Here is a 23,256-nt window from a genome sequence, read left to right on the forward strand (position 1 = left end):
GCACAAACTCGCGCCGCTGCTCCATGGCCGACACCTCCATCCAAGGCATGGACCGCCCTCCTCAAGAGCCAATCCAGCAAATGATGTGTCAGCTATGTCCCCGAACACCTGTCAGGCATGTCCCCGGGCTGAACACTTGTGCCTAGGATCCCGCTGTCGACCGCACTCACGGATGCGTGGAGGCGCGGCCGCGCCTCCAAGGCAGAGGCTTGCGGCAGCTGAGCCCGGGATCCTAGGCACAAGGCCTAGGATGACGGGGTGTATGGGAGGAGGCCGTGGGGTGACCCGGTCAGGCGGCGACCGAAGTCACCTTCTCGCCGTTCGTCACCCGGTTCCGCCCGGCGCGCTTGGAGATGTAGAGGGCCGCGTCGGCGCGATCCATGGTGCAGACGCCGGTCTCGCCGGCCCTGCGGGTGGCCAGGCCGGCCGACACGGTGACGGTGCCCAGGTCCTCGTTGGTCGAGCGGCGCTTGAGCATGCGCGAGGCGACCTCGTCGCGGATCTCTTCCAGGCAGGCCTCGACCACCGCGGCGTCCTCGCCGGGGAAGATCATGGCGAACTCCTCGCCGCCGTAGCGGGCGGCGAAGCGCGGCGTGGCGCCGACCCGGCCGATGACGCTGGCGACGAAGCGGATCACCTGATCGCCGGTCTGGTGGCCCCAGGTGTCGTTGAAGTTCTTGAAATGGTCGATGTCCAGCACGGCCAGGGTCAGGGCGCCGCCCTGTTCGTCGGCGTCGGCGCAGGCGCGGGCCAGTTCGTCGTCGAAGGCCTTGCGGTTCGCCAGGTTGGTCAGGCCATCGGTGGTGGCGTCGCGGCGCACCTGCTCCAGGTGTTCGCGCAGGCGGGCGACCTCGGTGGTCGAGTCCGACAGCTTCTTCTCGAGGGTGTCGTTCTGCTTCTGGACGCGCTCGGTGGCGCTGGCCAGGGTCTGGACCATCTGCTTGATGGCGCCGGCGTCGGGGGCCGCGCCCAGGCCCTCGCTGGCCGAAGACAGGGTCTCGCCATAGGCGGCGGTCGACTTCTGGGCGGTCTGGATGGCCTTGGCGACGGCGGCCAGTTCCTTGGTCAGCTGGTCCCCGGCGTCGCGAATCTGTTCGTTCAGCTTGGCCTTGGCCAGATAGGCGGCGGCCAGTTCCTCGCTGATCGTCTCGGTCATCGGCTCGCCAGAGGCGATCAGGCGGGTCAGTTCCTTGGCCAGGGCGCCGTTCGGCTCGGCGACGAAATGCGACCAGAGCTCGAAGTTGAGCGGTGTCGGCCAGATGTTGTGGCGTTCCATCATATCGATGGCCTTGCGGGTGATCTTGTAGGCCTGAGGCCCCCGCAGGGTTTGTTCAAAATCGCCGGACATCGCGTCGTCTTCCCCCGAAACGCAGCCGCTTTCGGCGGATGCGCATGTTTCAGTCCGGTGACACTAGTGGGTAACGCCAAACGGCAGGTTAAAGGCCCTGAACCTTGTTTGCTTGCAGGGGGCGACATCCCCCGCCATTCTGATCAACGATCACCTGAGCCGGGGCAACCGGCCGCCTGGGAGGGCAACCATGACCGACGCCGCCGCCATGCAGGATATTCTCGCCCGCCAAAAGGCCGCCCACCTGCGCGACGGGGCCCCGACGGCCGAGCAGCGGATCGAGCGGATCGACCGCTGCATCGGCCTGCTGGTCGACCATGCCAAGGCCATCGAGGACGCCCTCAACGAGGATTTCGGCAACCGCTCCCGCGAGGCGACGCAGCTGACCGACATCGCCGGCTCCATCGGCCCGCTGAAGCATGCCCGCGACAATCTGCGCAAATGGATGAAGGGCGAAAAGCGCAAGACCAGCCCGGCCATCCTCGGCCTGTTCGGGGCCAAGGCCGAGGTGGTGTTCCAGCCCAAGGGCGTGGTGGGCGTGATCAGCCCGTGGAACTTCCCGGTCAACCTGACCTTCGCGCCGCTGGCCGGCATCCTGGCGGCGGGCAACCGGGCGATGATCAAGCCGTCCGAGTTCACCCCGGCCACCTCCGAGCTGATGAAGACCATGTTCGGCAAGGTCTTCTCGGAGGAGGAGATCGCCGTGGTCACCGGCGGCCCGGAGATCGGCCAGGCCTTCTCGGAGTTGGCCTTCGACCACATGATCTTCACCGGCGCGACCAGCGTGGCGCGGCATGTGATGCGGGCCGCCGCCGCCAACCTGGTGCCGCTGACCCTGGAGCTGGGCGGCAAGAGCCCGGTGATCATCTCGCGCAGCGCCGACATGGCCCTGACCGCCGCCCGGGTGATGAACGGCAAGACGCTGAACGCCGGCCAGATCTGCCTGGCGCCGGACTATGTGCTGACGCCGGAAGAGAGCGTCGGCGAGTTCGTCACCCAGGCGAAGGCGGCGGTGACAAAGCTGTTTCCGACCATCAAGGACAATCCCGACTACACCGCCGTGGTCGCCCAGCGGCACTATGACCGGATCATGGGCTACATCGACGATGCGCGGTCCAAGGGGGCCGAGATCGTCGAGATCAAGCCGGACGGCGAGGACCTGACCCAGCAGGAGCATCGCAAGATCGCCCCGACCCTGATCCTCAACCCGACCGACGACATGAAGGTCATGCAGGAAGAGATCTTCGGGCCGGTGCTGCCGGTGAAGACCTACAAGACCCTCGAAGAGGCCACCGGCTACATCAACGCCCACGACCGGCCGCTCGGCCTCTACTGGTTCGGCACGGACGAGGCGGAGAAGACCAAGGTGCTGGAAACCACCACCAGCGGCGGGGTGACCATCAACGACGTGGTCATGCACGTGGCCCAGGAGGAGCTGCCGTTCGGCGGCGTCGGACCCTCGGGCATGGGCAGCTACCACGGCCACGACGGTTTTAGGGAGTTCAGCCACCGCAAGGCCATCTACACCCAGCTGAAGAAGGACATCGGCCCGCTGGTGGCGATGCGGCCGCCGTACGGGGCGGCGATCCGCAAGATGCTGGCCGGCCAGATCACCCGGTAGCTGGCTGAACCAGGCCTGAATATCCGCGCCTGGCCGCCGGGACATAGAGCCGCAACATCCCGCCCTTCCAGCGCCGCTATTCCTACCTACATTGTAGGGGTCGCACCGATGCGACTCGAAACGGAGAATGCTCATGCGCGCCCCCATCCTGGGCGGGCTTATCCTGGCGACCCTGACCGGCTTCTCGGTTCAGGCCCAGGGCAGTGTCGACTTCCGGGCCCAGGCCCGGTGCCTTGCCGTCTATGAAGCGGCCGCCAGCGCGGTCGAGCAGGGCGGCGGCGACAAGGCCCTCGTCAAGAGCTTCGACCGTAACCGCGAACGCACCGCCCTGGCGTTGGCCGCTCGCCGCGATCTGCCCAAGGGCACCAACCCGGCGGCGATCCAGTCGGCCGAAGCCGACAAGCTGGAAGGCCAGGGCCGCGACGCCTTGGTCAACGAAGCCAAGGCCTGCGACAAGACGCTGGGGTATTAGGCTTCAGGTCTGAACGTCGAAACGCCCGCCGGCATCAAGCCGGCGGGCGTTTTGCTTTGGGGACTGGATCGCCGCGCAGGAGCGGAGATCATCGCGCTCAAACGACTGGTGCGGCGTTCCTGTCCCCGATCAGCGCCGATCGGGGACAGGAACGCCGCACCAGACACCTAGGCGCCAACGGCGCCGCACCTGCGCGGCGATCCAGTCCCCACGCTCTGCGACAGTCCCTCTAGTCGTCCTTGGACGGCGCCACGGTCGGGACCGGGCGGGCCAGGAAGGCGGGGAGTTCGTTGCCGAAGCCGACGACGCGGCGGTCGTCGTCGTCGCGCGGGGTCGGGGCGCGGACGCCGCGCACCGGGTCCGGACGGCGTTCGGGACGGGCCGAGCGCTCGTCGCGGTCGGCCCGTTCTTCACGCGCGGGACGGTCTTCACGGGCGGGGCGCTCGTCACGGGCCGGGCGGTCCTCGCGGACCTCAGTCGGCGCCGCCTCGCGGGGCGCCTCGTCGCGGGGCTTGCGGTCACGGCCACGGCCGCCGCGCTCACGGCGGGGACGCTCTTCGCGGGCCTCGCGTTCGACGGGCGCGGCTTCGGGCGCTTCAGCCTGGACGATGGCGTCCGTGCTGGCGCGTTCGGGACGCTCGGCGCGCGGGGCGCGCTCGGAGCGGGGCGCCCGCTCAGGACGGGGCTCGGGCGCGGTGATGGCGTCCATGCCGACGGTCGAGGTTTCCGACTCCGGACGGCCGCGGCTGAACTCGCGCTTGCGCTCGGGGCGGGCGCCGCCGCGCGGGCCGCGCTCGCGGTCCAGTTCCTTGCGGCGCTGGTCCTTTTCCTTGGCGCTGTTCCAGTCGAGGTCGAGCACGACCTCGGCCGGCGCCTTGCCGATCAGCTTGAGGACCTTGTCGAGGTTGCGGTCGTCGGCCGGGGTGACGATCATGTAGGTCTCGCCCAGCTTGCCGGCCCGGCCGGTGCGGCCGATGCGGTGGACGTAGTCGTCGGCGTGGTGCGGGACGTCGTAGTTGAAGACGTGGCTGACATCCGGGATGTCGAGGCCGCGGGCGGCGACGTCGGAGGCGACCAGCAGCTTGAGCTCGCCCTTGCGGAAGCGCTCCAGCGTCTTGGTGCGGGTCGACTGGTCGAGGTCGCCGTGGATCGGGGCGGCGTCATGGCCGTGGACGGTCAGCGACTTGGCGACGATGTCGACTTCGCTCTTGCGGTTGCAGAAGACGATGCCGTTGCGCACGTCGGCGCGCTCGACCAGCGACCGCAGCGCCATCCGCTTGGCGCCCGGCGAGACGATCGGCACCCGCACGATGTGCTGGGTGATGGTCTCGGCGGTGGTGGCCGGGCGGGCGACCTCGATGCGGATCGGGTCTTTCAGGAACTGTTTGGTCAGCCGGGTGATTTCCGGCGGCATGGTGGCGCTGAAGAACAGGGTCTGCTTCTTCGGCGGGGTCATCTTGAAGATGCGCTCGATGTCCGGGATGAAGCCCATGTCGAGCATGCGGTCGGCTTCGTCGACGACCAGCGTCTGGACGCCGGTCATCAGGAGCTTGCCGCGCTCGAAATGGTCGAGCAGGCGGCCGGGCGTGGCGATCAGCACGTCGACGCCGCGGTCCAGCTTCATCTCCTGGTCGCCGAACGAAACGCCGCCGATCAGCAGGGCCCAGCTGAGCTTCTGGCCCTTGCTGTACTTCTCGAAGCTGAGGGCGACCTGGTCGGCCAGCTCGCGGGTCGGGCAGATGACCAGGCCGCGCGGCATGCGGGCCTTGGTGCGGCCGGCCGCCAGTTTGTCGATCATCGGCAGGGTGAAGGCGGCGGTCTTGCCGGTGCCGGTCTGGGCGATGCCGAGGACATCGCGGCCCGCGAGGGCGACGGGGATGGCCTGTTCCTGGATCGGCGTGGCGACGGTGTAGCCGGTGTCAGCCACCGCCTGGAGGGTGAGGGGCGACAGCCCCAATTGGGAAAATTCGGTCATTATCACTTTGCTGAATTCGAAACCGCCCAGGCTGGGCGAGCGGGCGGCGCGGATTCGCCAGACCTGTCCCGAATGCCGGCCTAGATAGGCGTTATCCCCGCAAAGTCAATTCAAACCTCGATTTGCGGCAGACTTGATCAAGTCAACCAAAGCTGAACTGGCGCGTTACTGGGCGATGATGAAGTCTCTCATCCTGGCGACATCGCTCGCCCTGTTTCCGCTTGCCCAGGCCTCCGCCGCCTCGCCCGTCGAGGCCGCTTTCGGCAACACCATCGTCTCGACCTATCCCAGCGGCCGCTCGACCCGGCTGTGGCTGAAGCGCGACGGCACCTATGAGGGCCGGCGCACCAACGGCAAGCACACCTGGGGCCGTTGGACGCTGAAGGGCGGCAAGGTCTGCCTGAAACAGACCCGGCCGGCCGGCATTCCGCTGACCTTCTGTTCCAAGGTCCCGGCCGGCAGGGTCGGGATGAGCTGGTCCAGCAAGAGCCCGAAGGGCGAGCCGCTCAGGAACCGGCTGGTGGCGGGCCGTGGCTGAAAGAACGGTGGTTAACGAGTCGCCCGCTCTCCGCTAGGGTCCGCCCGCCCCGAGGGGGCTAATCAATGGTGGGAGCGAAATACATGAACATTCTGGCGAAGGCGGCGATCGCCGCCCTGGCCCTGGCCGCCTTGGCGAGCCCGGCCCTGGCTGATCCGATGGCCGGGACCTACGGCAACACGGTGGTCGTCACCTATCCTGGCGACGCCAAGGTGAAGGTCTACATCAATGCCGACGGCACCTACACCGGCACGGCCCCCGATGGTTCGGCCAGCGGCGGGACCTGGAAGATCGATGGGGCCCAGACCTGCTTCACGCAGACCGCTCCGGCGCCGATGCCCGCCGCCTGCGCCCCGACGGTCGACAAGAAGGTGGGCGACACCTGGACCGGCGTCGGCTACGGCGACGCGCCGATCACCCTGACGATCGTCGAGGGCCGTCCGTAGCTGAGGCGGGGGCGGCGTCGGGCATGACGTCCGTCCCCATCAGCCGGTCCCAAATCCGGAAGTGCAGGCCGAAGTTGGTCAGCATCCGCCTGTGATGCATGCCGTGGTGGGTGGCGGTGATCAGCCAGCCGCCGATGGGGCCACGCACGAAGCTTTGGGGCAGGATTTCGACGCCGCAGTGGTTGAGCGTCGCCGTCGCCGTCATGGCGATCAGCAGGAACAGCACCACCCCGACATGGATCGGGATCAGGAAGGTCAGCAGGGGCAGCACCCAGGCGACCAGCGCCGCCTCGGTCAGGTCGAAGGCGAAGCTGGCCCAGGCGGTCGGCGCATGGCTGCGGTGGTGGCCGGCGTGGAACCAGCGGAACATGCGCCGGTGATGCATCAGCCGGTGGACCCAATAGTAGTGGGTGTCCTGGATCAGCAGATAGACTAGCGCCGAGAGCGGGACCCACCAGAGCGGGTAGGCGCTCCAGTCGCTGTAGATGAGGGTGTGGCCGGCTTTCCACTGCTCGACGACATAGGCGGCGGGCAGGGCGTAGACGGCCGAGGAGGCCAGCGACAGCAGGATCTCGTGGCGCACGGCGCCCGGCGGCGGAACCGGCCGGTCGGGACGGCGCAGGACTAGGCCGTAGATCAGGCCGGAGGTCAGCAGGTAGCGGGCCGCGATGATGGCGGTCATGGCGGCGAAGGTGATCAGGAAGCTGGTCAGGAGCGGGCCCGGGGCGGCAGGGTGGTTTTGCGCTGTCGAAGCGATTGTAGCATATTCGGCCGAACCGGGCGCGGATAAAACGTTATAAAAAACAAGCGGATATGACCACCCTGAGGTCTGCGAACGACCTATCGGGGGGCGTCTTTCGACCGTGTTCTTAGCCGCGAGGGACCACCCGGAAACCACCCTGTATCGGCAGTCCTGTCGGCAGCGGGTGTGAACGGGCGTCGGGGACGGGCGAACTGACGATGAATATGTCTAGACATATTCATCTAACCGCCGAAGCGGCTGGAGTCGGAAGGGCGGCGTCGCTGTTCGAGCAACCCTCTCAACGCCAGCTGCCAAGCTTATGGGTGGGTCCTCCGGATCGCCCTGCGGGCGACCGAAGGATGACAGGGATGGGTGGGGTTTAGCGCGCCGTGCCGCCGACGCGAACCATGCGGGGGCTGGGTTTGGGGCGTTCGGCCAGGGCTTCCAGGAAGCCCTGCCACCAGTGGTCGAGGTTCTCGGAGTCGAGCCCCTCCTTCAGTTCGCGCCAGCGCAGCATGCGCTCGGTCAGGTCCATGGTCAGGGCCCGGTGGATGGCCTCGGCCATCTCGTCGCGGTCGTAGGGATTGACGATCAGGGCCGCCTTCATCTGGGCGGCGGCGCCGGCGAAGCGCGACAGGATCAAGACGCCGGGGTCGGCCGGGTCCTGGGCGGCGACATATTCCTTGGCGACCAGGTTCATCCCGTCGCGCAGGGGGGTGATCAGGGCGGCGCGGGCGGCGCGGTAGATGCCGGCCAGCTCGTCCTGGCGATAGCCGGAGTTGACGTAGCGCAGGGGCACCCAGTCGAGAGAGCCGTACTGGCCGTTGATATGGCCGGCGATGGCGTCGAGCCGGTTGCGGATGTCCTGGTAAGCCTCGACGCTGTCGCGGCTGAGGGTGGCGATTTGCAGCATGAAGACCTTTTCCCGGGCCTCCGGGTGGTCCTCCAGATACTGCTCGTAGGCCAGGAAGCGCTCCTCCAGGCCCTTGCTGTAGTCGAGGCGGTCGACGCCGAGGATCATCTGGCGGCCGGCCAGGCTCTTTTCGGTGCGTTTCTGGGCCTCGACCGAGGCCTCGGAGGCGTTCTCGGTGGCGAAGTCGGCAGTGTGGATACCGATCGGGAAGACGCCCAGGCGGGTCTTGCGGCCGAAGGCCTCGACGACGCCATCCTCGCCGACCTCGACGCCGCGTTCGTTGTGCAGATAGCCGGTGAAGGCCGACAGCCATTCTGCGGTGTGGAAGCCGATGAGGTCGTAGTCGAACAGCTGGGCGACCAGTTTCTCGTGACCGGGCAGGGTGGTGAACAGCTGCCGGGCCGGCCAGGGGATGTGCAGGAAGAAGCCCATCCGGTTGGTGAAGCCCAGCCTGCGCAGCTCCGCCGCCAGCGGGATCAGGTGGTAGTCGTGGATCCAGATGGTGTCGCCGGGCGCGATCAGGGCGCGCAGCGCCTCGGCGAAGCGGCGGTTCACCCGGGCGTAGCCGGCGGCGTAGGCGCGGCTGAAGTTGGTCAGGTCCAGCCGGTTGTGGAACAGCGGCCAGAGCGTGTTGTTGGAATAGCCGTTGTAGTAGTCCTCGACGTCCTGCGGCTCGAGATCGATCTTGGCGACGGTGACGTCGCCGATGCGGTCGAGGGACAGCTGGCCGGTGTGGACCGGGGTTGTTTCGCCGCTCCAACCGAACCAGACGCCCTGGTTCTGGCGCAACGCCGCCGTGATGGCGGCGGAGAGCCCGCCGACGGCGCCGCCGCCGACATCGCGCGACAGGCCCACCCGATTGGAGACGACGATCAGCCGGCTCATGCGGTCACCGGCGTCTTAAGGCAGGTTTCAAGCCAGGCGAGGAGGGCGCTGGGGTCCTCCAGCCGCCAGCGCGAGCGGCTGCGGCGCGGCTGGCCGATCAGGATGGCCTCGCCGCCCAGCGCCACGGCGGCGGCGAAGGCGTCCTCGTCGGTGAGGTCGTCGCCGATCATGATCGGCTTGCCGGCCAGGAAGGGGGGCTCAGCCATGAAGGCCTCCAGCGCCTCGCCCTTGTCGGGGCCGGGCGTGCGCAGCTCGGCGACCATATGGCCTTCCTGCAGGCTGAGGCCGGTCTGGCGGGCGAGGCGGCGGGCGCAGTCGATGACGGCGGCGCCGGCCTCGGGGCGCAGGCGGTAGTGCAGGGCGATGCTGGTCCCCTTGTCCTCCAGCAACAGGCCGCGGTCGGCCTTGGCCAGCCGGGCCAGGCATTCGCGGGCGTCGTCCAGCGCCGGATGCGGCGGGGTGGTGGTCAGGCGGCCGTCAGCGCCGCGGCGGTCGAGGCCGTGCAGGCCGGCGACGCTGGCGACGGCGCCTTCAAGGATGCGGTCGACTTCACTGATCTCGCGGCCGCTGAGCACGGCGAGGCGGCCGTTCAGGGCGCGGGAAAGGGCTCGCAGCACCTGGGTGCGGCGCGGGGCGGGACCGACCTCGCCTGGCGTTTCGGCGATGTCGGCCAGGGTCCCGTCGAGGTCGAGGAACAGGGATGTGGCGGCGAGGTCTAGACTCGGCGGGGTCTGGAAGGGGACTTCCAGGCGCTCGTCGGCAAGGGTGGTCATCGGTCTACCGTCAGCCCCAGGTACAGGCGCGGGGACCCTGCGGGCCTCCGCTCAACTTAAGGGTATGAACGCGGGGAGGGGGTGTTTGGCTCCCGGGTAGAGGGATTGTGAGTGAGAAGGTTTCGCCTCGGGGCTCCCTTCTCCCCTTGTGGGAGAAGGTGGCGCGAAGCGCCGGATGAGGGGTCGATGACCGGGTCAGCTGCGTTCCGGCGGTTCGGTTGGCAGGTAGGCTGGCGGCAGGGGCGCGCCGGTGTTGATCGCGTAGCGGTCCGTCGGTGCGTCGAAGTCATCGGTGGTGGGAAGGGCGACGGCTTGCAGGATGGCCGCAACGACGTCGTCGGGTCGATTGGACACGACGCCGTTTGGAAACCTGAGCACCCGAAAGCCATCGGACCTTAGCCAGGCGTCACGAACGGCGTCCCTCTCCGGATCGTGGAACGGGCCGTCGGCCTCGACGACCAGGCGGTGGCGGAGGCAGACGAAGTCAGCGACGTAGCGGCCCAGCGGGACCTGACGCCGGAACTTCAGATGCTCAAGGCGTCGGTTTCGGAGGAGCTTCCAGAGGAGCTCCTCGTGGAAGGTGGGGGCGTGCCGCATGCGGCGGACCAGAGCGCGTTTGAGTTCAGCCATCTCGAACGCGAACAAAACAGGAACTCTGTTCGGTGCGCAAGATCAATCTTGGCCGCCGGTGAACGCGGAATCGTCGAGAGCGGCTTGGAGAGTCTTCGACCCCTCATCCGGCCCTTCGGGCCACCTTCTCCCACCGCCGACGGAGAAGGGAACTCTCACGGCGGCTTGGTCTTTCTTGGCCGATCTAGATATCCAGTTCGCCGGCGAACTCGGCGTTCTCCTGGATGAAGCGGAAGCGGGCCTCGGGCTTGCGGCCCATCAGGTTCTCGACCAGCTCCTCGACCAGGTCCTCGGACTTGGGGAGAGTCACCCGCGCCAGGGTGCGGGTGGCCGGGTCCATGGTGGTTTCCTTCAGCTGGCTGGCCATCATCTCGCCCAGGCCCTTGAAGCGGCTGATCTCCGGCTTCTTGCCCTTGAACTCGGTCGCCATCAGCTCGTCCTTGTGGACGTCGTCGCGGGCGTAGGTCGACTTGCCGCCGTGGGTGATGCGGTAGAGCGGCGGCAAGGCGAGATACAGGGCGCCGGAGCGGATCATCTGCGGCATGGTGCGGTAGAAGAAGGTGATCAGCAGGGAGGCGATGTGGGCGCCGTCGACGTCGGCGTCGGTCATGATGATCACGCGGTCGTAGCGCAGGTCCTCTTCCTTGAACTTCGAGCCGGTCTGGACGCCGAGGGCCAGCAGCAGGTCCGACAGTTCCTTGTTCTGCGTCAGCTTCTCGCCGGTCGCCGAGGCGACGTTGAGGATCTTGCCGCGCAGGGGCAGGATGGCCTGGTTCTTGCGGTTGCGGGCCTGTTTGGCGCTGCCGCCGGCGCTGTCGCCCTCGACCAGGAAGATCTCGCTGCCCCCCGCCGCCTCGCCGGAGCAGTCGGCCAGCTTGCCGGGCAGGCGCAGCTTGCGGGTGGCGCTGGCGCGGGCGACGTCGCGGTCCTTGCGGCGCTTGAGGCGCTCCTCGGCCCGCTCGATGACGAAATCGAGCAGGGCGCGGGCGACCTTGGGCGAGGCGGTCAGCCAGTGGTCGAAGGGATCGCGCAGGGCGGTCTCGACCAGCTTCTGGGCGTCCGAGGAGCTGAGCCGCTCCTTGGTCTGGCCCTGGAACTCGGGGTTCCTGATGAAGACGCTGATCAGGGCGCCGGCGTTGGCGATGACGTCGTCGGCGGTGATGATGCCGGCCCGCTTCTCGCCGGCCAGTTCGCCGTAGGCCTTGAGGCCCCGGGTCAGGGCGGCGCGGAAGCCGCTCTCATGGGTGCCGCCCTCGGGGGTCGGCACGGTGTTGCAGTAGCTCTGCACGAAGCCGTCGGCCTCGCCAAAGCCCTGCGGCGTCCAGGTCACCGCCCACTCGACCGCCCCGGCCTCGCCGGTGCGCTCGATGCGGCCGGTGAAGGCCTCGGGGGTGACGGTGTTGATGCCCTGCGTGCGCTCGGCCAGGAAGTCGGCCAGGCCGTTGGGGAAGTGGAAGGTGGCTTCCGGGAGCGTCTTGTCCTGGATGCGGCTGGGGTCGCAGGACCATTTGATGGTCACGCCGCGGAACAGGTAGGCCTTCGACCGGGCCATGCGGTAGAGCCGGGCCGGCTTGAAGGCGACGCCTTCGCCGAAGATCACCGGGTCGGGAGTGAACTTGATGGCCGTGCCGCGTTTGCGGCTGGGGGCGATCTGCTCGAGCTTGCCCAGCGGCTTGCCGCGCGAGAACACCTGGCGGTGCTCGAAGCCGTCCTTCCAGACGGTGACCTCGACCCGCTCCGACAGGGCGTTGACCACCGAGACCCCGACCCCGTGCAGGCCGCCGGAGGTCTCATAGGCCTTGCCGGAGAATTTCCCGCCCGAGTGCAGGACGGTCATGATGACTTCCAGCGCCGACTTGCCCGGATATTTGGGGTGGGGGTCGATCGGGATGCCGCGGCCATCGTCGCGGACGGTCAGGGCGCCCTCGGCGTCGAGGCTGACCTCGATCAGCTTTGCGTGGCCGGCGACGGCCTCGTCCATGCTGTTGTCGAGCACCTCGGCGAACAGGTGATGCAGGGCCCGCTCGTCGGTGCCGCCGATGTACATGCCCGGCCGCATGCGGACCGGCTCGAGGCCTTCGAGGACCTCGATGCTGCTGGCGTTGTAGTCGCCGGAAGGCTTGGACAGGGCGGGCTTCGGCTGCGCCTTGGGCACCGGCTCGTGCGGGTTCGCCAGCGGCGGGGCGGCCGGCGGGTTCAGGGCATCGTCGAAGAGGGAGGGGAGCGGCTCTGGCTTGGACATTACGCTGGGGAGTCTAGGCGATTCGGGAGGGGACTAATGGGCTGACATGACGCCGCGCGCAACGATGTCGCGGCGATTCAGGTCGCCGCCTTCAGGTAAACCCGCGTTCCGCACAGGACGACTTCACCCGCGATGTCCGTCAGGCCCCGGTGTTTGGCCTTCTTGCGGGCGAAGGCAGGGTTGGGGAGGGTGACGTCGAAGCCGACGAGGCCTTCGCCGCGCACATTGCGAAGGGGAACGAAGCGGATTTCCCCGCCTTCCAGGGCAATCCGCCAGACCGCGCCGTCCCGGTGAGTGGGCAGTCCCAGGACCTCGCCCCAGCGCGCCGCCATGGCGGCCGGGTCCTCTGCCTGCAATTCGGCGCCGATGATGGCCTGACCGGGGCGGGCGTTGGCCTCCCAGCCCTGGCCGCCCCATTCCCAACGCTCCCACGGGTCCATCCAGTCGAGGGAGAGAATGGCGCCGCCGACATCGCGCGGGTGGTAGTGGGTGGCGGCGACGCCCTCGCGGTCGATCTGTTCGACGACGCGGGCGCCGGCCTCGGCGGCGCATCTGCGGGCGGCGGCCAGGTCGCGGACCTGCAGGATGACCATGTAGCCGCCGTCGCCGCCGCGCTTTTCGATCAGCCGGCCGGCCGTCGTGCCGGGCTGCCTGGGCGAGACCACTTCCAGGAAGGTCTGGCCGACGGCCCAGACCCCGTTGCGCAGGCCGTAGTGGCCAACGCCGGGGTCGTCATAGGGATTGGCGACGCCTAGCACCGCCTCGATGTCGGCGGAACAGGCGGCGAGGTCGGCGCCGACCAGGGCGATCTGGCGAAGGCGCATGGCGCCTATTCGAGCCCCGACAGGTAGTCGAACAGGCCCTTTTCAAAGGTCCCGGTCGAGGGGCAGGTCAGCGGCGTGCGCCGGATGCCGGTCGGGATGACGAGGAAGCGGCGCCGTCGGGCCGACTCGCCTTCACCGCTCATAAGAACGGTGACCGCCGAGCCGCCGGTGGCCGTCTTGTCGACGACGACCGAGACCTTGTAGGTGAGCCCCCGCAGGACGCCGCGCATGTGCGGGCAGTCGGTCCATTTGCCCTCCTCGGTCTTGCCCGAGGCCATCAGCGTATGGCCCTCGCGGTCCAGGCCGGATGGCGTCACCCCCATCACCGCGAAGTAGCGGACGACCCGCGACCAGGCCTCGTCCGGATTGGCCTTGAAGGTCCTGGAGGTCGGCGTGTCCTGGGCCATTGCCGGAGCGGCGACCAGGGCCACGGCGAGCGCGGCCAGCGGCAGGAGTTTCATCGGCGGGTGTCCTTGGGTCCGGCGGCTCATGGCTTGGCGTAGGCCGTCGGATAGCTCGACTTCGGCGCCGCGTAGCGGTCCCGCAGCTCGAACGCCCGAACATCCTGCGGCTGGCGCTGGCCGGCGATGAAGACGTCGGTGGGCCAGGTGGAGAGTTCCAGCGGATCGCCCGTCCAGACCACCACGTCGGCCGTCTTGCCGACTTCCAGGGTGCCGACCTGGCCGTCCATCTTCCAGATCTTCGCCGGGTTGAGGGTCAGGGAGGCCAGGGCCTGCTGGTAGGACAGGCCGTAGGATACCGCCATGCCGGCGTTGAAACGGGCCTGGCGCAGGTTGTTCTGGTCGCGGCTGCCGATGATGGCGACGGTGACGCCGGCGGCCTGCAGCCGCGCGGCGTTGTCGAGCCGCGAGGCAAGGGTCTCGAAGCTGCTGGGCAGGTCGCGCTGGGCGTCGACGATCACCGGAACCTTGGCGGCGGCGAGTTGCGGGGCGACCAGCCAGCCCTCCTCGGCGCCCTCGAGGATGACGCTGACGCCTTCCTCTCTGGCCATCTTGAGAACCTGCAGGATGTCGGAGGCGCGGCTGACGCGGACCAGCAGCGGGGTCCTGCCCTGGACCACGGGAACGAGGGCCTCCAGGTCGATGCGGGAGAGGCCGAACTCGCGGGTTTCGCCGCGGTCGTAGGCGGCCTTGTTGCGGGCGTAGGCGCGGGCGTCCTCGAAGGCCGAGCGGACCAGCACCATGGCCGCGCCGCGCGAGCCGGCGGCCTGGGCCCCAGCTTCGCCCATGTCGAGCACGACGGCCGCCTTGGCGCGGACCAGCAGGTCGGTCTGGCCCGAGGCCAGGGAGACGACGGCCGCCTGGCCGGCGAACAGGTGCGGATCGGCGTCGCCGACCCCGCCGCCGCCGGCGAAGTCATCGGCCCCGCTGTCGTCCTTGTGGCTGCCGCCGCCGCCGGAGAGCACGGGCGTGGCCACGGCGCGGGTCAGGCCGCTCTGGCGTGCCCAGGGGATCATCGTCGAGGCGGGGTTGACGCCATACTGGATGTCGAAGCCGGCCGAGAGCTTGCCCGAGCGGTCGTCGCGGGTGGATTGCACGGCCGAGACTTCCGAGACCGTCAGGTTGGAGGAGACGGCGATGAAGCCCGGCGTCACCACCCCGCCCTTGGCGTCGATGACCGTCGCGCCGGCCGGAGCCTGAACTCCGGCCCCGACGGCGGCGATCTTGCCGTCCTTGATGACGATCGTGCCGTTGGCGATGGGGCCGGCGGCCGTCACCGTCTCGATGCGGGCGTTGGTGATGGCATAGGTCTGGGCGGCGGCCGGGCCCGCGATGAGCAAGGCGGCGCCAGCGAGGAGGAGGGTTCTCATGGGTGGAAGGCCCCTTCGCCGGGTTGGCCGAGTTCGAAATCGGATTTGGGCTGGAAGCGCGGATCGCGCCGGTCGTAGGCGAGGCCGCCGTCGACGAAGACCTTCTCGGCCTGGCTGTAGACGCTGAACGGATTGCCGCTCCACAGCACGACGTCGGCGCGCTTGCCGGCGGTCAGGCTGCCGGTCTGGTCGGCGATGCCCATGGCCTTGGCCGGGTTGGCGGTGATCCAGGCGATGGCTTCGGCGTCGGTGATGCCAAAGCCGATGCGGTTGCCGGACGCCATGGCGATGGCGGCTTCCTGGTTCAGGTGCTGGGTGATGGTGTCGTCGTCGGAGTGGATGACGGTGCAGGCGCCGGCCTTGTAGGCGATGGCGGCGTTGGCCTCGATGCCGTCATAGCTCTCCATCTTGAAGGCCGCCCAGCTGGCCCAGGTGGCGAAGCAGACGTCGTTTTCCTTGAGAAGTGGGCCGATCTTGTAGGCCTCGTTGGCGTGGTGGAACATGGTGATGCGGTAGCCGAACTCCTTGGCCACATCGAGCATCACCGCCATCTCGTCGGCCCGGTAGCAGTGGTTCTGGACCAGGATGTCGCCGCGCAGGACGGCGGCCAGGGTCTCCAGCTGCAGGTCGCGCTTGGGGGCGTCGGCCTTCTCGTTCTTCTCGCGCTTGGCGTTGTAGTCGTCCCATTTGCGGCGGTACTCGGCCGCGTCGATCCAGGCCTTGCGGTAGCCAAAGACGTTGCCCATCGCCGTGGAGGGGCTGCGGCTCTTGCCGCCGTAGACGCGCTTGGGGTTCTCGCCGCAGGCCATCTTCAGGCCGTAGGGGGCGCTGGGGAACTTCATGCCCTGCATGGTGACGCTGGGCACGTTGCGCACCGTCACCGAGCGGCCGCCGAACAGGTTGGCGCTGCCCGGGAGGATCTGCAGGGTGGTCACCCCGCCGGCCCGGGCCCGGTTGAAGCCGGGGTCCTGCGGCCAGATCGAATGCTCCGACCAGACCTGAGCGGTGTTGGGGTCGGTGGCCTCGTTGCCGTCGGAGCGGGCCGAGACGCCGGGGGAGGGATAGACGCCCAGGTGGCTGTGGGCGTCGATGATGCCGGGGGTGACGTACTTGCCCTTGCCGTCGATGACGTCATAGCCGGCCGGGATCGCCGTTTCCGGTCCGCCGACGGCGATGATCTTGCCGTCGCCGAACACCACCACGCCGCCGTCGATCTGGCGACCGTCGGCGGTCAGCACCGTGGCCCCGACGATGGCCGTCGGCCGGCCGGGCAGGGGGCTGTAGGTCGAGGCATAGGGGGCCGCGTCGTCCTTGCCGCCGGCGCCGGGCGCGAGCGGCTTGGCGTCGGCCTTTTCCGCCGGCTTGGCGGGGGCGGTCCCGCCGGTGGTGGCGCAGGCGGCCAACAGGGCCGACAGCGCGACGGCGGTGGTCGCCGCCTTCCATCGAAATGTCATGTAGCGATCCCGAACAGCGGAGGCCCGAAGCAGAGGCCCGAAGCAGAGGAGAGGGAGATCAGACGAAAAGCCGCGCCGGATCAAGGGGCTGACCCAACGGCAGCTATCGCCTCCCGCGGCGGCGGCGACCATGTCGTGAACCGGCTCGGTCGGAAATGGCTATCAATTAGTACAGTTGATTTTCCGGAGGTGAAGTGGCGGCCATCGCGGAGAAAAAACCAAAATGCGACGTCGGGAGGTAAAACGACGCCTATACCCGTACTTAGCCGTCCGAAAGACATCGCGGCAGGCGAGTAGGCTGCGAACCCTGTCCTGTCCGCTTCGGACCGATGCAGGCGGATTACTACACTGTTGCCGCGGTCTCCTTCCGATCAGGCTTTGGACGCGCCGGCGTTTCCGCCGGATTCCGCACCGGAGCTTTCGATGCCTTTCGCCGCCGTCATCCAACTCAGCAGCCTCAACGGGGCCAATGGCTTCAAGATCAGCGGCTCCGGCGGCAACTTTGCCTTAGGCTTTTCCGTGTCCGCCGCCGGAGACGTGAACGGCGATGGCATCGCCGATCTGCTCATCGGCGCGCCCGGGACCGGCGGGGTGGGCGCGGTCAATGTCCTGTTCGGAAGGACGACCGGCTTTGCAGCCAACATTGTCGACACAAGCCTGACGGGCGCCACGGGAGTTCGGCTGACCAGCAACGTCGCCGGTGATGGCGGCGGCTTTTCCGTCTCTGGGCTTGGAGATATCAACGGCGACGGGATCGATGACTATGTGTTCGGCGGATACGGGGCCGATCCGAACGGTCTGACGCTGGCGGGGAGCAGCTTCGTCGCCTTCGGCAGCCTGGTCGGCACGATAGCCGGATTCGAGATTCACGGCGAGGCGGCCGGCGACAAGAGCGGACGAACGGTCTCCGCGGCGGGCGACATCAACGGGGACGGCATCAATGACCTGCTCATCGGCGCCCTCTACGCCGATCCCAACGGTAACAACTCGGGCGCCAGCTACGTGGTGTTCGGCAGATCCGCCGGCTTTGCCTCCAATGTTGAGCTTTCGGCCCTGGACGGGACCAATGGCTTCCAGATCAGCGGTGCGGCGGCGCTCGACTACAGCGGTGTCTCGGTGGCGGCGGCTGGCGACATCAATGGCGACGGCCTCGATGACCTGGTGATCGGCGCCCCGCTGGCGGATCCGAACAGCCGCCCGTCTTCTGGCGCCAGCTATGTCGTCTTCGGTCGCGTCACCGGCTTTTCCGCCAACCTGCAACTGTCCAGCCTGGACGGCGTCAACGGGTTCCGGATTGCCGGCGAACTGGCGGGCGACCGCAGCGGCTCCTCGGTCGCCGGGGCCGGCGATGTCAACGGGGATGGCGTCGACGACCTGATCGTCGGAGCGGAACTTGCCGATCCCAACGGCGCGTCCTCGGGGGCGAGCTATCTCATCTTCGGCCGGACAACCGGCTTCGCCGCCAGCCTTGACTTGGCCAGCCTGGATGGAACCAACGGCTTCCAGATCAGTGGGGGGACCGCGGGGGACCTCAGCGGCCATTCGGTGGCCTCGGCCGGCGATGTGAACGGCGACGGCCTGGGTGACCTTCTTATCGGCGCCCTCGGCGCGGACCCGAACGGCGCCTCGGATGCCGGCTCCTCCTATGTGGTGTTCGGCCGCCGGACCGGCTTCGCGGCCAACATCAACCTGTCCAGCCTGAACGGGTCCGACGGCTTCCGCATCAATGGCGTGGCGGCGGGGGACTGGTCCGGATTTTCCGTCGCCGGGGCCGGGGACGTGAACGGCGACGGCGTCGATGATCTGGTCATTGGAGCTTATCGCGCCGCTCCGACGGGGCCGCTCTCCGGGGCCGCCTATGTGGTGTTCGGGATCGCCGATGCCGTGACCTTCGTCGGCGGCGTCGGCGACGACACGCGCAACGGCGGGACGCTCGCCGACAGCCTCTCCGGCGGCGGCGGCAAGGACACCCTCAACGGCCTGGCCGGCGACGACATCCTGGACGGCGGCGACAGCAACGATGTCCTGAACGGCGGCGACGGGGCCGATGACCTGCTGGGCGGGCTGGGGGGCGACACCCTGCGCGGCGACGCGGGGGCCGACGAGCTGTCGGGTGGCGATGGGGCGGACAAGCTCTACGGCGGCACGGGGGCCGATCAGCTGAACGGCGGGACCGGCAACGACCGCATGGACGGCGAGGACGACGTCGACATCCTGACCGGCGGGGCGGGCAACGACTACCTGGACGGCGGCCTGGGCGCCGACATCATGACCGGCGGGGCCGACAACGACGTCTACATCGTCGACGACGCCGGCGATCAGACCATCGAGGCGGCGGCCGGCGGCTACGACATCATCCGAACGACCTTGAGCTGGATCCTGGCGTCCGAGCTCGAGGGGCTCGAACTGCAGGCCGCGACCAACGCCGACGGGACCGGCAACGCCGGGGCCAACAACCTGCAGGGCAATGCCGGGGCCAACATCCTGTCGGGTCTGGCCGGCGTCGACACCATCAGCGGCAATGACGGCGACGACATCATCATCGGCGGCGCAGGTAACGACCTGCTGCGCGGCGGCACGGGGGCCGATGCGTTCGCCGTCTCACACATCTTCAGCGGCGCGCTGGAGACCGACCAGATCTACGACTTCTCGACCGCCGAGGACGACATCATGGACTTCTCCGGCGCCTACGCCGGAACGATCGTCAAGGTCTCCAGCTTCACCCGCCACGCCGGCGAAATGACCCTGACCTTCGCGGGCGGGATCACCACCGTCCGCCTCGACATCGACGGCAACGGCACGGCCGAATACCAGGTCAAGATCAACGGCGACGTCACCCCTGACTACGGCGACTGGTTGCTTTAGGACAGGACCATCAGGCGAAAGCTTTCGCCGGATCAACGCCTTGTCCGGCAGCGAGCCGGGCCAGACCTCGCCGCGCCGCATAGGCGTAGACGATGACCGAGCCGGCGATGAACAGATCGAGGTTCCACTTCAGGTCCGGCAGGCAACGAAGGCGGCCGTCGGCAAGCTTCTCGATCAGGCCGGCGCCGGCCATGGCGTCGAGGATGCCGCGCACCTGCGGCCGCGAAATCTGGCAGTCCCGGGCCAGCGCCGCCAATGAGACCTCGAACGGCCCTTCGGGCGGGATGGCCCCGGTCGGTCCCTCGGCCAGCAGCAGTTCGGCGAGCACCGACATGCCGCGGAAGCGGTGCGAGACGACGTCGAGGGACGGGCCGGCCGGCCGGTAGCCCCTGAACGCCTCAATGGTGATTTCGCCGATCGCCGAGACATAGCCGGTGAGGGCCTCGTCCTTCGCGAACTGGCCACCGATGTCCAGGATGGCCGGATCGATCGGCCAGAAGACCTGGATGTCGCGCGACAGCCGAGCGCGAAAGGCTTCGATCATCCGTCGCGTCGGGACCATGGGCCGGGCGCGGCCATCCACGGTCGGGGGGCCCGGCTCGATGAAGCGGATGAAGCGCAGGAAGAGCAGGATGGAGCGCGCCCGGCCCGGGCCCGACATGCCGCTGGCGGCCAGTATCTCCGACAGGCGACCGACCGTCAGGCCGCCGGGCGTAGCGTCCAAGTGGATGGCCCAGATGCCGGTGAGGTAGCGGCCGACGTCGCGCAGATCGCGGGCCAGGCCGGACCGATCCTGCTCGGTCACCCGCCAGGTCTGCAGCCAGGGCCGCCACAGGGCGACGACCTCCGGGCGGGCGGCGATGGCGGCGAGGATCGCCACCTCACGCGACGCGGCGGCGGCATCCTTGGCGCTGCCGAGCCAGGCAGAATCGATCATGACAATTGGAGCCCCCGCCCGAATGGGGGTGGATTACTACAGTTGACAGCCTTCAACGACCCTTGATCGATAAATAACTCATCTCGGGTGGTGGCAGAGATTTTTGAGTAAAAGCAGCAAACAGCCGCCGCTCGGCGTGACCATTCGCGATGAATATCGCGCATAGAGCGAGGCAGCGGCGGCGGGCCCTAATAAATTGCGGTCGTATTACTCCACTGTCCGGCCGCAGTCGCGCCTCGCAGGATGAAGAGCGCGCAGGCCTCCTGGAGCGCGCGGCGCCCAGACAGCGAGTCCCCCATGCCCTTCGCCGCCCTTCTCACCCTCGACAGCCTTGATGGAACCAATGGTTTCCAGCTGAATGGACCTCATCTCTCCAGCCGGGCCGGCGTGTCGGTCTCCTCGGTGGGTGACGTCAATGGCGACGGTTTCGACGATTTCATTGTCGGCGCCTTTCAGGCCGGCCAGCCGGACTACGCCGGGGCGGCCTATGTGATCTTCGGCGCGGTCGGCGGATTTCCCGCCGAGATCGGTCTGGATAGCCTGACGCCGGGCAGCGGATTTCGGCTGTCGGGCACGGCCGGCGGGACAAATTTCGGCAAGCGGGTGTCCTCGGCCGGCGATCTCAATGACGACGGCATCGCCGACCTCGTCGTGGCGGCCCCCAGAGAAGGAGGGTCGGGAAACACGGGCGGCCGTCTTTATGTGGTGTTCGGAAAGACCAGCGGGCTGGCCGATATCAACGTGACCACCATGACCGCGGCGCAGGGGATCGTCCTTTCCGGGGCCTATGACGCGGGCTGCTCGGTGGCGTCGGCCGGTGACGTCAACGGCGACGGGGTCGAGGACCTGATCGTCGGCAGCGCGGTGGACGCCTATGTGCTGTTTGGCAAGGCCGGGGGCTGGAGCAATGTGTCCCTCGACGCCCTCGACGGAACCACCGGCTTCCGCATCGACACCCCGACCGCGGCGCGCGAGGTGTCGGGGGTCGGCGACCTGAACAACGATGGCTATGGCGACGTTGTCGTCGGCGCCCCGACCGCCACCATCAACAGCTTTCGGGATGGCGCCGCCTACATCGTGTTTGGGCATGCCGGAGTCTTTGCCCCTTCCATCAACACAGCCACCCTGGACGGAACGAACGGATTTCGCATGGTCGGGGAGGCCTCGCACTATCTCAACGGCCACAGCGTGGCCGGCGCGGGGGACGTCAACGGAGACGGCATCCAGGATTTGATCCTCGGCGCGCCCGAGGCGTTTTCTAATGGGGCGAGCGCGGGCAAGGCCCATGTCGTGTTCGGGCGTACTGGCGGCTTCACGGCCGACCTGAATCTCGCGACCCTCAACGGAACCAACGGCTTCCAGATTCACGGCGGGTTCGGCGACGACAAGCTCGGGACGTCCGTCAAGGCGGCCGGGGACGTCAATGGTGATGGGATCGATGACCTGATCGTCGGCGCGATCAACGTCAACGGCGATGCGGGCGCTGCCTACGTGGTGTTCGGCCAGAGCGGCGCCTTCGCCCCGACCGTCAACGTCGGCGCCCTGTCGGGCGCGGATGGATTCCAGATCGTCGCCGACTATCCCTACAGCCGGACAGGCTACGCCGTTTCCGGCGCCGGCGACGTCAATGGCGATGGCATCGACGACCTGCTGGTCGGCGCTCATCAGGCCTATCCGGCCGGCGCCAATTCGGGCGCCGCCTACGTCATCTTCGGTCAGCAGGGCGCGGTGAACTTCGTCGGCGGAGCCGCCGATGAAACGCGCAGCGGCGGATCGGCGGGTGACAGCCTGTCGGGCCTGGGCGGCAAGGACACCCTCAACGGTCTGGCCGGCGACGACACCCTCGATGGCGGCGACGGCAACGACCTCCTGAACGGCGGCGACGGCGCCGATGACCTGCTGGGCGGCCTGGGCGGCGACACTCTGTTCGGCGACGCGGGCGCCGATGAGCTGTCGGGCGGCGATGGGGCGGACAAGCTCTACGGCGGCGCCGGGGCGGACCAGCTGAACGGCGGGACCGGCAATGACCGCATGGCCGGCGAGGCCGACATCGACACCCTGACCGGGGGCGGAGGCAACGACTACCTCGACGGCGGCCTGGGGGCCGACGTCATGTCCGGCGGGACCGACAACGACGTCTATATCGTCGACAACGCCGGCGACCAGACGATCGAGGCGGCCGGCGAAGGCTATGACGTCGTCCGCACCGCCCTGGACGGCTGGGTGCTTTCCGCCAACGTTGAGGCGCTGGAGCAGCAGGGCTCAAGCGACATCGACGGGACCGGCAACAGCCTGGCCAACATCATGCAGGGCAACGGCGGGGCCAACACCCTGTCCGGCGAGGCCGGCAACGACACCCTCAACGGCAATGACGGCGACGACATCATCATCGGCGGCCTCGGCGGCGATCTGCTGCGCGGCGGCCTGGGGGCGGACATCTTCCTGGTCACCCACGCCTTTGGAGCCAGCCTGGAAACCGACCAGATCTACGACTTCAGCGCCGCCGAGGGCGATATCCTCAACCTGTCGGGCGCCTATGGCGACACGTTGGCTGTTGTCGGCGCTTTCACCAAGGTCGCCGGCCAGATGACGGTCGGGTTCGCCGGCGGCGTCACCACCGTGAAGCTGGACATCAACGGCGACGGCAAGGCCGACTACCAGATGCGGATCAACGGCGATGTCAGCAGCGAGACCGGCGACTGGCTGCTGTAGGCGGAATCGTTCAGGCGACGTTCAGCCGGTTCCTGCGTTACCTTGCCT

At 68.3% G+C, this 23,256-nt stretch carries 18 protein-coding genes; 6 read left to right on the plus strand and 12 right to left on the minus strand.

Going from position 1 to position 23,256, the window contains the following annotated elements; all coding sequences use genetic code 11:
• Positions 1-289 precede the first annotated feature (289 nt).
• Positions 290-1,348, minus strand: coding sequence for a GGDEF domain-containing protein (locus AC1RSK_RS20250; RefSeq protein WP_492909494.1), 1,059 nt, complete (start codon positions 1,346-1,348; stop codon positions 290-292).
• 190 nt (positions 1,349-1,538) lie between these two features.
• Here AC1RSK_RS20250 and AC1RSK_RS20255 point away from each other — a divergent pair, with 190 nt between their 5' ends.
• Both AC1RSK_RS20255 and AC1RSK_RS20260 read left to right on the plus strand, forming a co-directional pair.
• A complete protein-coding gene (locus tag AC1RSK_RS20255; RefSeq protein WP_492909495.1) occupies positions 1,539-2,969 on the plus strand; it encodes a coniferyl aldehyde dehydrogenase in 1,431 nt (476 codons plus the stop codon).
• Between the two features lie 133 nt (positions 2,970-3,102).
• The gene (locus AC1RSK_RS20260) at positions 3,103-3,441 is read left to right on the plus strand and encodes a hypothetical protein (protein ID WP_492909496.1); all 339 of its coding nucleotides are present in this window, start codon (positions 3,103-3,105) and stop codon (positions 3,439-3,441) included.
• Positions 3,442-3,670: 229 nt separating this feature from the next.
• Here AC1RSK_RS20260 and AC1RSK_RS20265 read toward each other — a convergent pair whose 3' ends face one another.
• Positions 3,671-5,416 carry a DEAD/DEAH box helicase gene (locus tag AC1RSK_RS20265; protein ID WP_492909497.1) on the minus strand — a complete coding sequence of 582 codons (1,746 nt, stop codon included), beginning with the start codon at positions 5,414-5,416 and terminating at the stop codon, positions 3,671-3,673.
• A gap of 178 nt (positions 5,417-5,594) precedes the next feature.
• On the opposite strand from AC1RSK_RS20265, the gene AC1RSK_RS20270 reads away from it, so the two are divergent.
• Together AC1RSK_RS20270 and AC1RSK_RS20275 are read left to right on the plus strand one after the other, a co-directional pair.
• Positions 5,595-5,954, plus strand: coding sequence for a hypothetical protein (locus tag AC1RSK_RS20270; protein ID WP_492909498.1), 360 nt, complete (start codon positions 5,595-5,597; stop codon positions 5,952-5,954).
• 83 nt (positions 5,955-6,037) lie between these two features.
• Entirely contained in the window at positions 6,038-6,400 is a 363-nt protein-coding gene (locus tag AC1RSK_RS20275) for a hypothetical protein (protein WP_492909499.1), read from the plus strand.
• Here the strand turns inward: AC1RSK_RS20275 and AC1RSK_RS20280 are convergent.
• The 9 genes from AC1RSK_RS20280 to AC1RSK_RS20320 form a co-directional block, all read right to left on the minus strand.
• The gene (locus AC1RSK_RS20280) at positions 6,369-7,082 is read right to left on the minus strand and encodes a sterol desaturase family protein (RefSeq protein ID WP_492909500.1); all 714 of its coding nucleotides are present in this window, start codon (positions 7,080-7,082) and stop codon (positions 6,369-6,371) included. The two genes, AC1RSK_RS20275 and AC1RSK_RS20280, sit on opposite strands and share 32 nt — an antisense overlap.
• Before the next feature lie 439 nt (positions 7,083-7,521).
• Positions 7,522-8,940 (minus strand): alpha,alpha-trehalose-phosphate synthase (UDP-forming), encoded by a 1,419-nt coding sequence (locus AC1RSK_RS20285; RefSeq protein WP_492909501.1) that lies wholly within the window; start codon positions 8,938-8,940, stop codon positions 7,522-7,524.
• Complete coding sequence (gene otsB / locus AC1RSK_RS20290) at positions 8,937-9,713, minus strand: trehalose-phosphatase (protein ID WP_492909502.1); 777 nt, start codon at positions 9,711-9,713, stop codon at positions 8,937-8,939. The genes AC1RSK_RS20285 and otsB overlap by 4 nt, the downstream gene beginning before the upstream one ends.
• 195 nt (positions 9,714-9,908) lie before the next feature.
• On the minus strand, positions 9,909-10,358 hold the full coding sequence (locus AC1RSK_RS20295) for an endonuclease domain-containing protein (protein WP_492909503.1): 450 nt from the start codon (positions 10,356-10,358) through the stop codon (positions 9,909-9,911).
• A gap of 169 nt (positions 10,359-10,527) precedes the next feature.
• A complete protein-coding gene (parE, locus tag AC1RSK_RS20300; protein WP_492909504.1) occupies positions 10,528-12,585 on the minus strand; it encodes a DNA topoisomerase IV subunit B in 2,058 nt (685 codons plus the stop codon).
• Positions 12,586-12,662: 77 nt separating this feature from the next.
• Positions 12,663-13,409: a hypothetical protein gene (locus AC1RSK_RS20305; RefSeq protein WP_492909505.1), complete on the minus strand. Its 747-nt coding sequence runs from the start codon at positions 13,407-13,409 to the stop codon at positions 12,663-12,665.
• A 5-nt stretch (positions 13,410-13,414) separates the two neighbouring features.
• Complete coding sequence (locus tag AC1RSK_RS20310; protein ID WP_492909506.1) at positions 13,415-13,870, minus strand: hypothetical protein; 456 nt, start codon at positions 13,868-13,870, stop codon at positions 13,415-13,417.
• Positions 13,871-13,896: 26 nt separating this feature from the next.
• Positions 13,897-15,240, minus strand: a complete 1,344-nt coding sequence (locus AC1RSK_RS20315) for an amidohydrolase family protein (protein ID WP_492909507.1) — start codon at positions 15,238-15,240, stop codon at positions 13,897-13,899.
• Positions 15,237-16,694, minus strand: coding sequence for an amidohydrolase (locus AC1RSK_RS20320; protein ID WP_492909508.1), 1,458 nt, complete (start codon positions 16,692-16,694; stop codon positions 15,237-15,239). Before AC1RSK_RS20320 ends, AC1RSK_RS20315 begins: the two co-directional genes overlap by 4 nt.
• A gap of 423 nt (positions 16,695-17,117) precedes the next feature.
• Here AC1RSK_RS20320 and AC1RSK_RS20325 point away from each other — a divergent pair, with 423 nt between their 5' ends.
• The gene (locus tag AC1RSK_RS20325) at positions 17,118-19,559 is read left to right on the plus strand and encodes a beta strand repeat-containing protein (protein ID WP_492909509.1); all 2,442 of its coding nucleotides are present in this window, start codon (positions 17,118-17,120) and stop codon (positions 19,557-19,559) included.
• 10 nt (positions 19,560-19,569) lie between these two features.
• Here the strand turns inward: AC1RSK_RS20325 and AC1RSK_RS20330 are convergent, their stop codons facing one another.
• Positions 19,570-20,496, minus strand: a complete 927-nt coding sequence (locus AC1RSK_RS20330) for a hypothetical protein (RefSeq protein WP_492909510.1) — start codon at positions 20,494-20,496, stop codon at positions 19,570-19,572.
• Positions 20,497-20,793: 297 nt separating this feature from the next.
• On the opposite strand from AC1RSK_RS20330, the gene AC1RSK_RS20335 reads away from it, so the two are divergent.
• The gene (locus AC1RSK_RS20335; RefSeq protein WP_492909511.1) at positions 20,794-23,208 is read left to right on the plus strand and encodes a hypothetical protein; all 2,415 of its coding nucleotides are present in this window, start codon (positions 20,794-20,796) and stop codon (positions 23,206-23,208) included.
• Positions 23,209-23,256 lie beyond the last annotated feature (48 nt).

The sequence above is a fragment of the Caulobacter sp. GW821-FHT11A05 genome (genome assembly GCF_058809015.1).

Coding starts and splice junctions, on each gene's coding strand:
- AC1RSK_RS20280 (WP_492909500.1), bottom strand. CDS start 7,082: ATGACCGCCATCATCGCGGCCCGCTACCTGCTGACCTCCGGCCTGATC.
- AC1RSK_RS20255 (WP_492909495.1), top strand. CDS start 1,539: ATGACCGACGCCGCCGCCATGCAGGATATTCTCGCCCGCCAAAAGGCC.
- AC1RSK_RS20315 (WP_492909507.1), bottom strand. CDS start 15,240: ATGAGAACCCTCCTCCTCGCTGGCGCCGCCTTGCTCATCGCGGGCCCG.
- AC1RSK_RS20270 (WP_492909498.1), top strand. CDS start 5,595: ATGAAGTCTCTCATCCTGGCGACATCGCTCGCCCTGTTTCCGCTTGCC.
- AC1RSK_RS20285 (WP_492909501.1), bottom strand. CDS start 8,940: ATGAGCCGGCTGATCGTCGTCTCCAATCGGGTGGGCCTGTCGCGCGAT.
- AC1RSK_RS20250 (WP_492909494.1), bottom strand. CDS start 1,348: ATGTCCGGCGATTTTGAACAAACCCTGCGGGGGCCTCAGGCCTACAAG.
- AC1RSK_RS20335 (WP_492909511.1), top strand. CDS start 20,794: ATGCCCTTCGCCGCCCTTCTCACCCTCGACAGCCTTGATGGAACCAAT.
- AC1RSK_RS20320 (WP_492909508.1), bottom strand. CDS start 16,694: ATGACATTTCGATGGAAGGCGGCGACCACCGCCGTCGCGCTGTCGGCC.
- AC1RSK_RS20265 (WP_492909497.1), bottom strand. CDS start 5,416: ATGACCGAATTTTCCCAATTGGGGCTGTCGCCCCTCACCCTCCAGGCG.
- AC1RSK_RS20330 (WP_492909510.1), bottom strand. CDS start 20,496: ATGATCGATTCTGCCTGGCTCGGCAGCGCCAAGGATGCCGCCGCCGCG.
- otsB (WP_492909502.1), bottom strand. CDS start 9,713: ATGACCACCCTTGCCGACGAGCGCCTGGAAGTCCCCTTCCAGACCCCG.
- AC1RSK_RS20310 (WP_492909506.1), bottom strand. CDS start 13,870: ATGAAACTCCTGCCGCTGGCCGCGCTCGCCGTGGCCCTGGTCGCCGCT.
- AC1RSK_RS20325 (WP_492909509.1), top strand. CDS start 17,118: ATGCCTTTCGCCGCCGTCATCCAACTCAGCAGCCTCAACGGGGCCAAT.
- parE (WP_492909504.1), bottom strand. CDS start 12,585: ATGTCCAAGCCAGAGCCGCTCCCCTCCCTCTTCGACGATGCCCTGAAC.
- AC1RSK_RS20260 (WP_492909496.1), top strand. CDS start 3,103: ATGCGCGCCCCCATCCTGGGCGGGCTTATCCTGGCGACCCTGACCGGC.
- AC1RSK_RS20305 (WP_492909505.1), bottom strand. CDS start 13,409: ATGCGCCTTCGCCAGATCGCCCTGGTCGGCGCCGACCTCGCCGCCTGT.
- AC1RSK_RS20275 (WP_492909499.1), top strand. CDS start 6,038: ATGAACATTCTGGCGAAGGCGGCGATCGCCGCCCTGGCCCTGGCCGCC.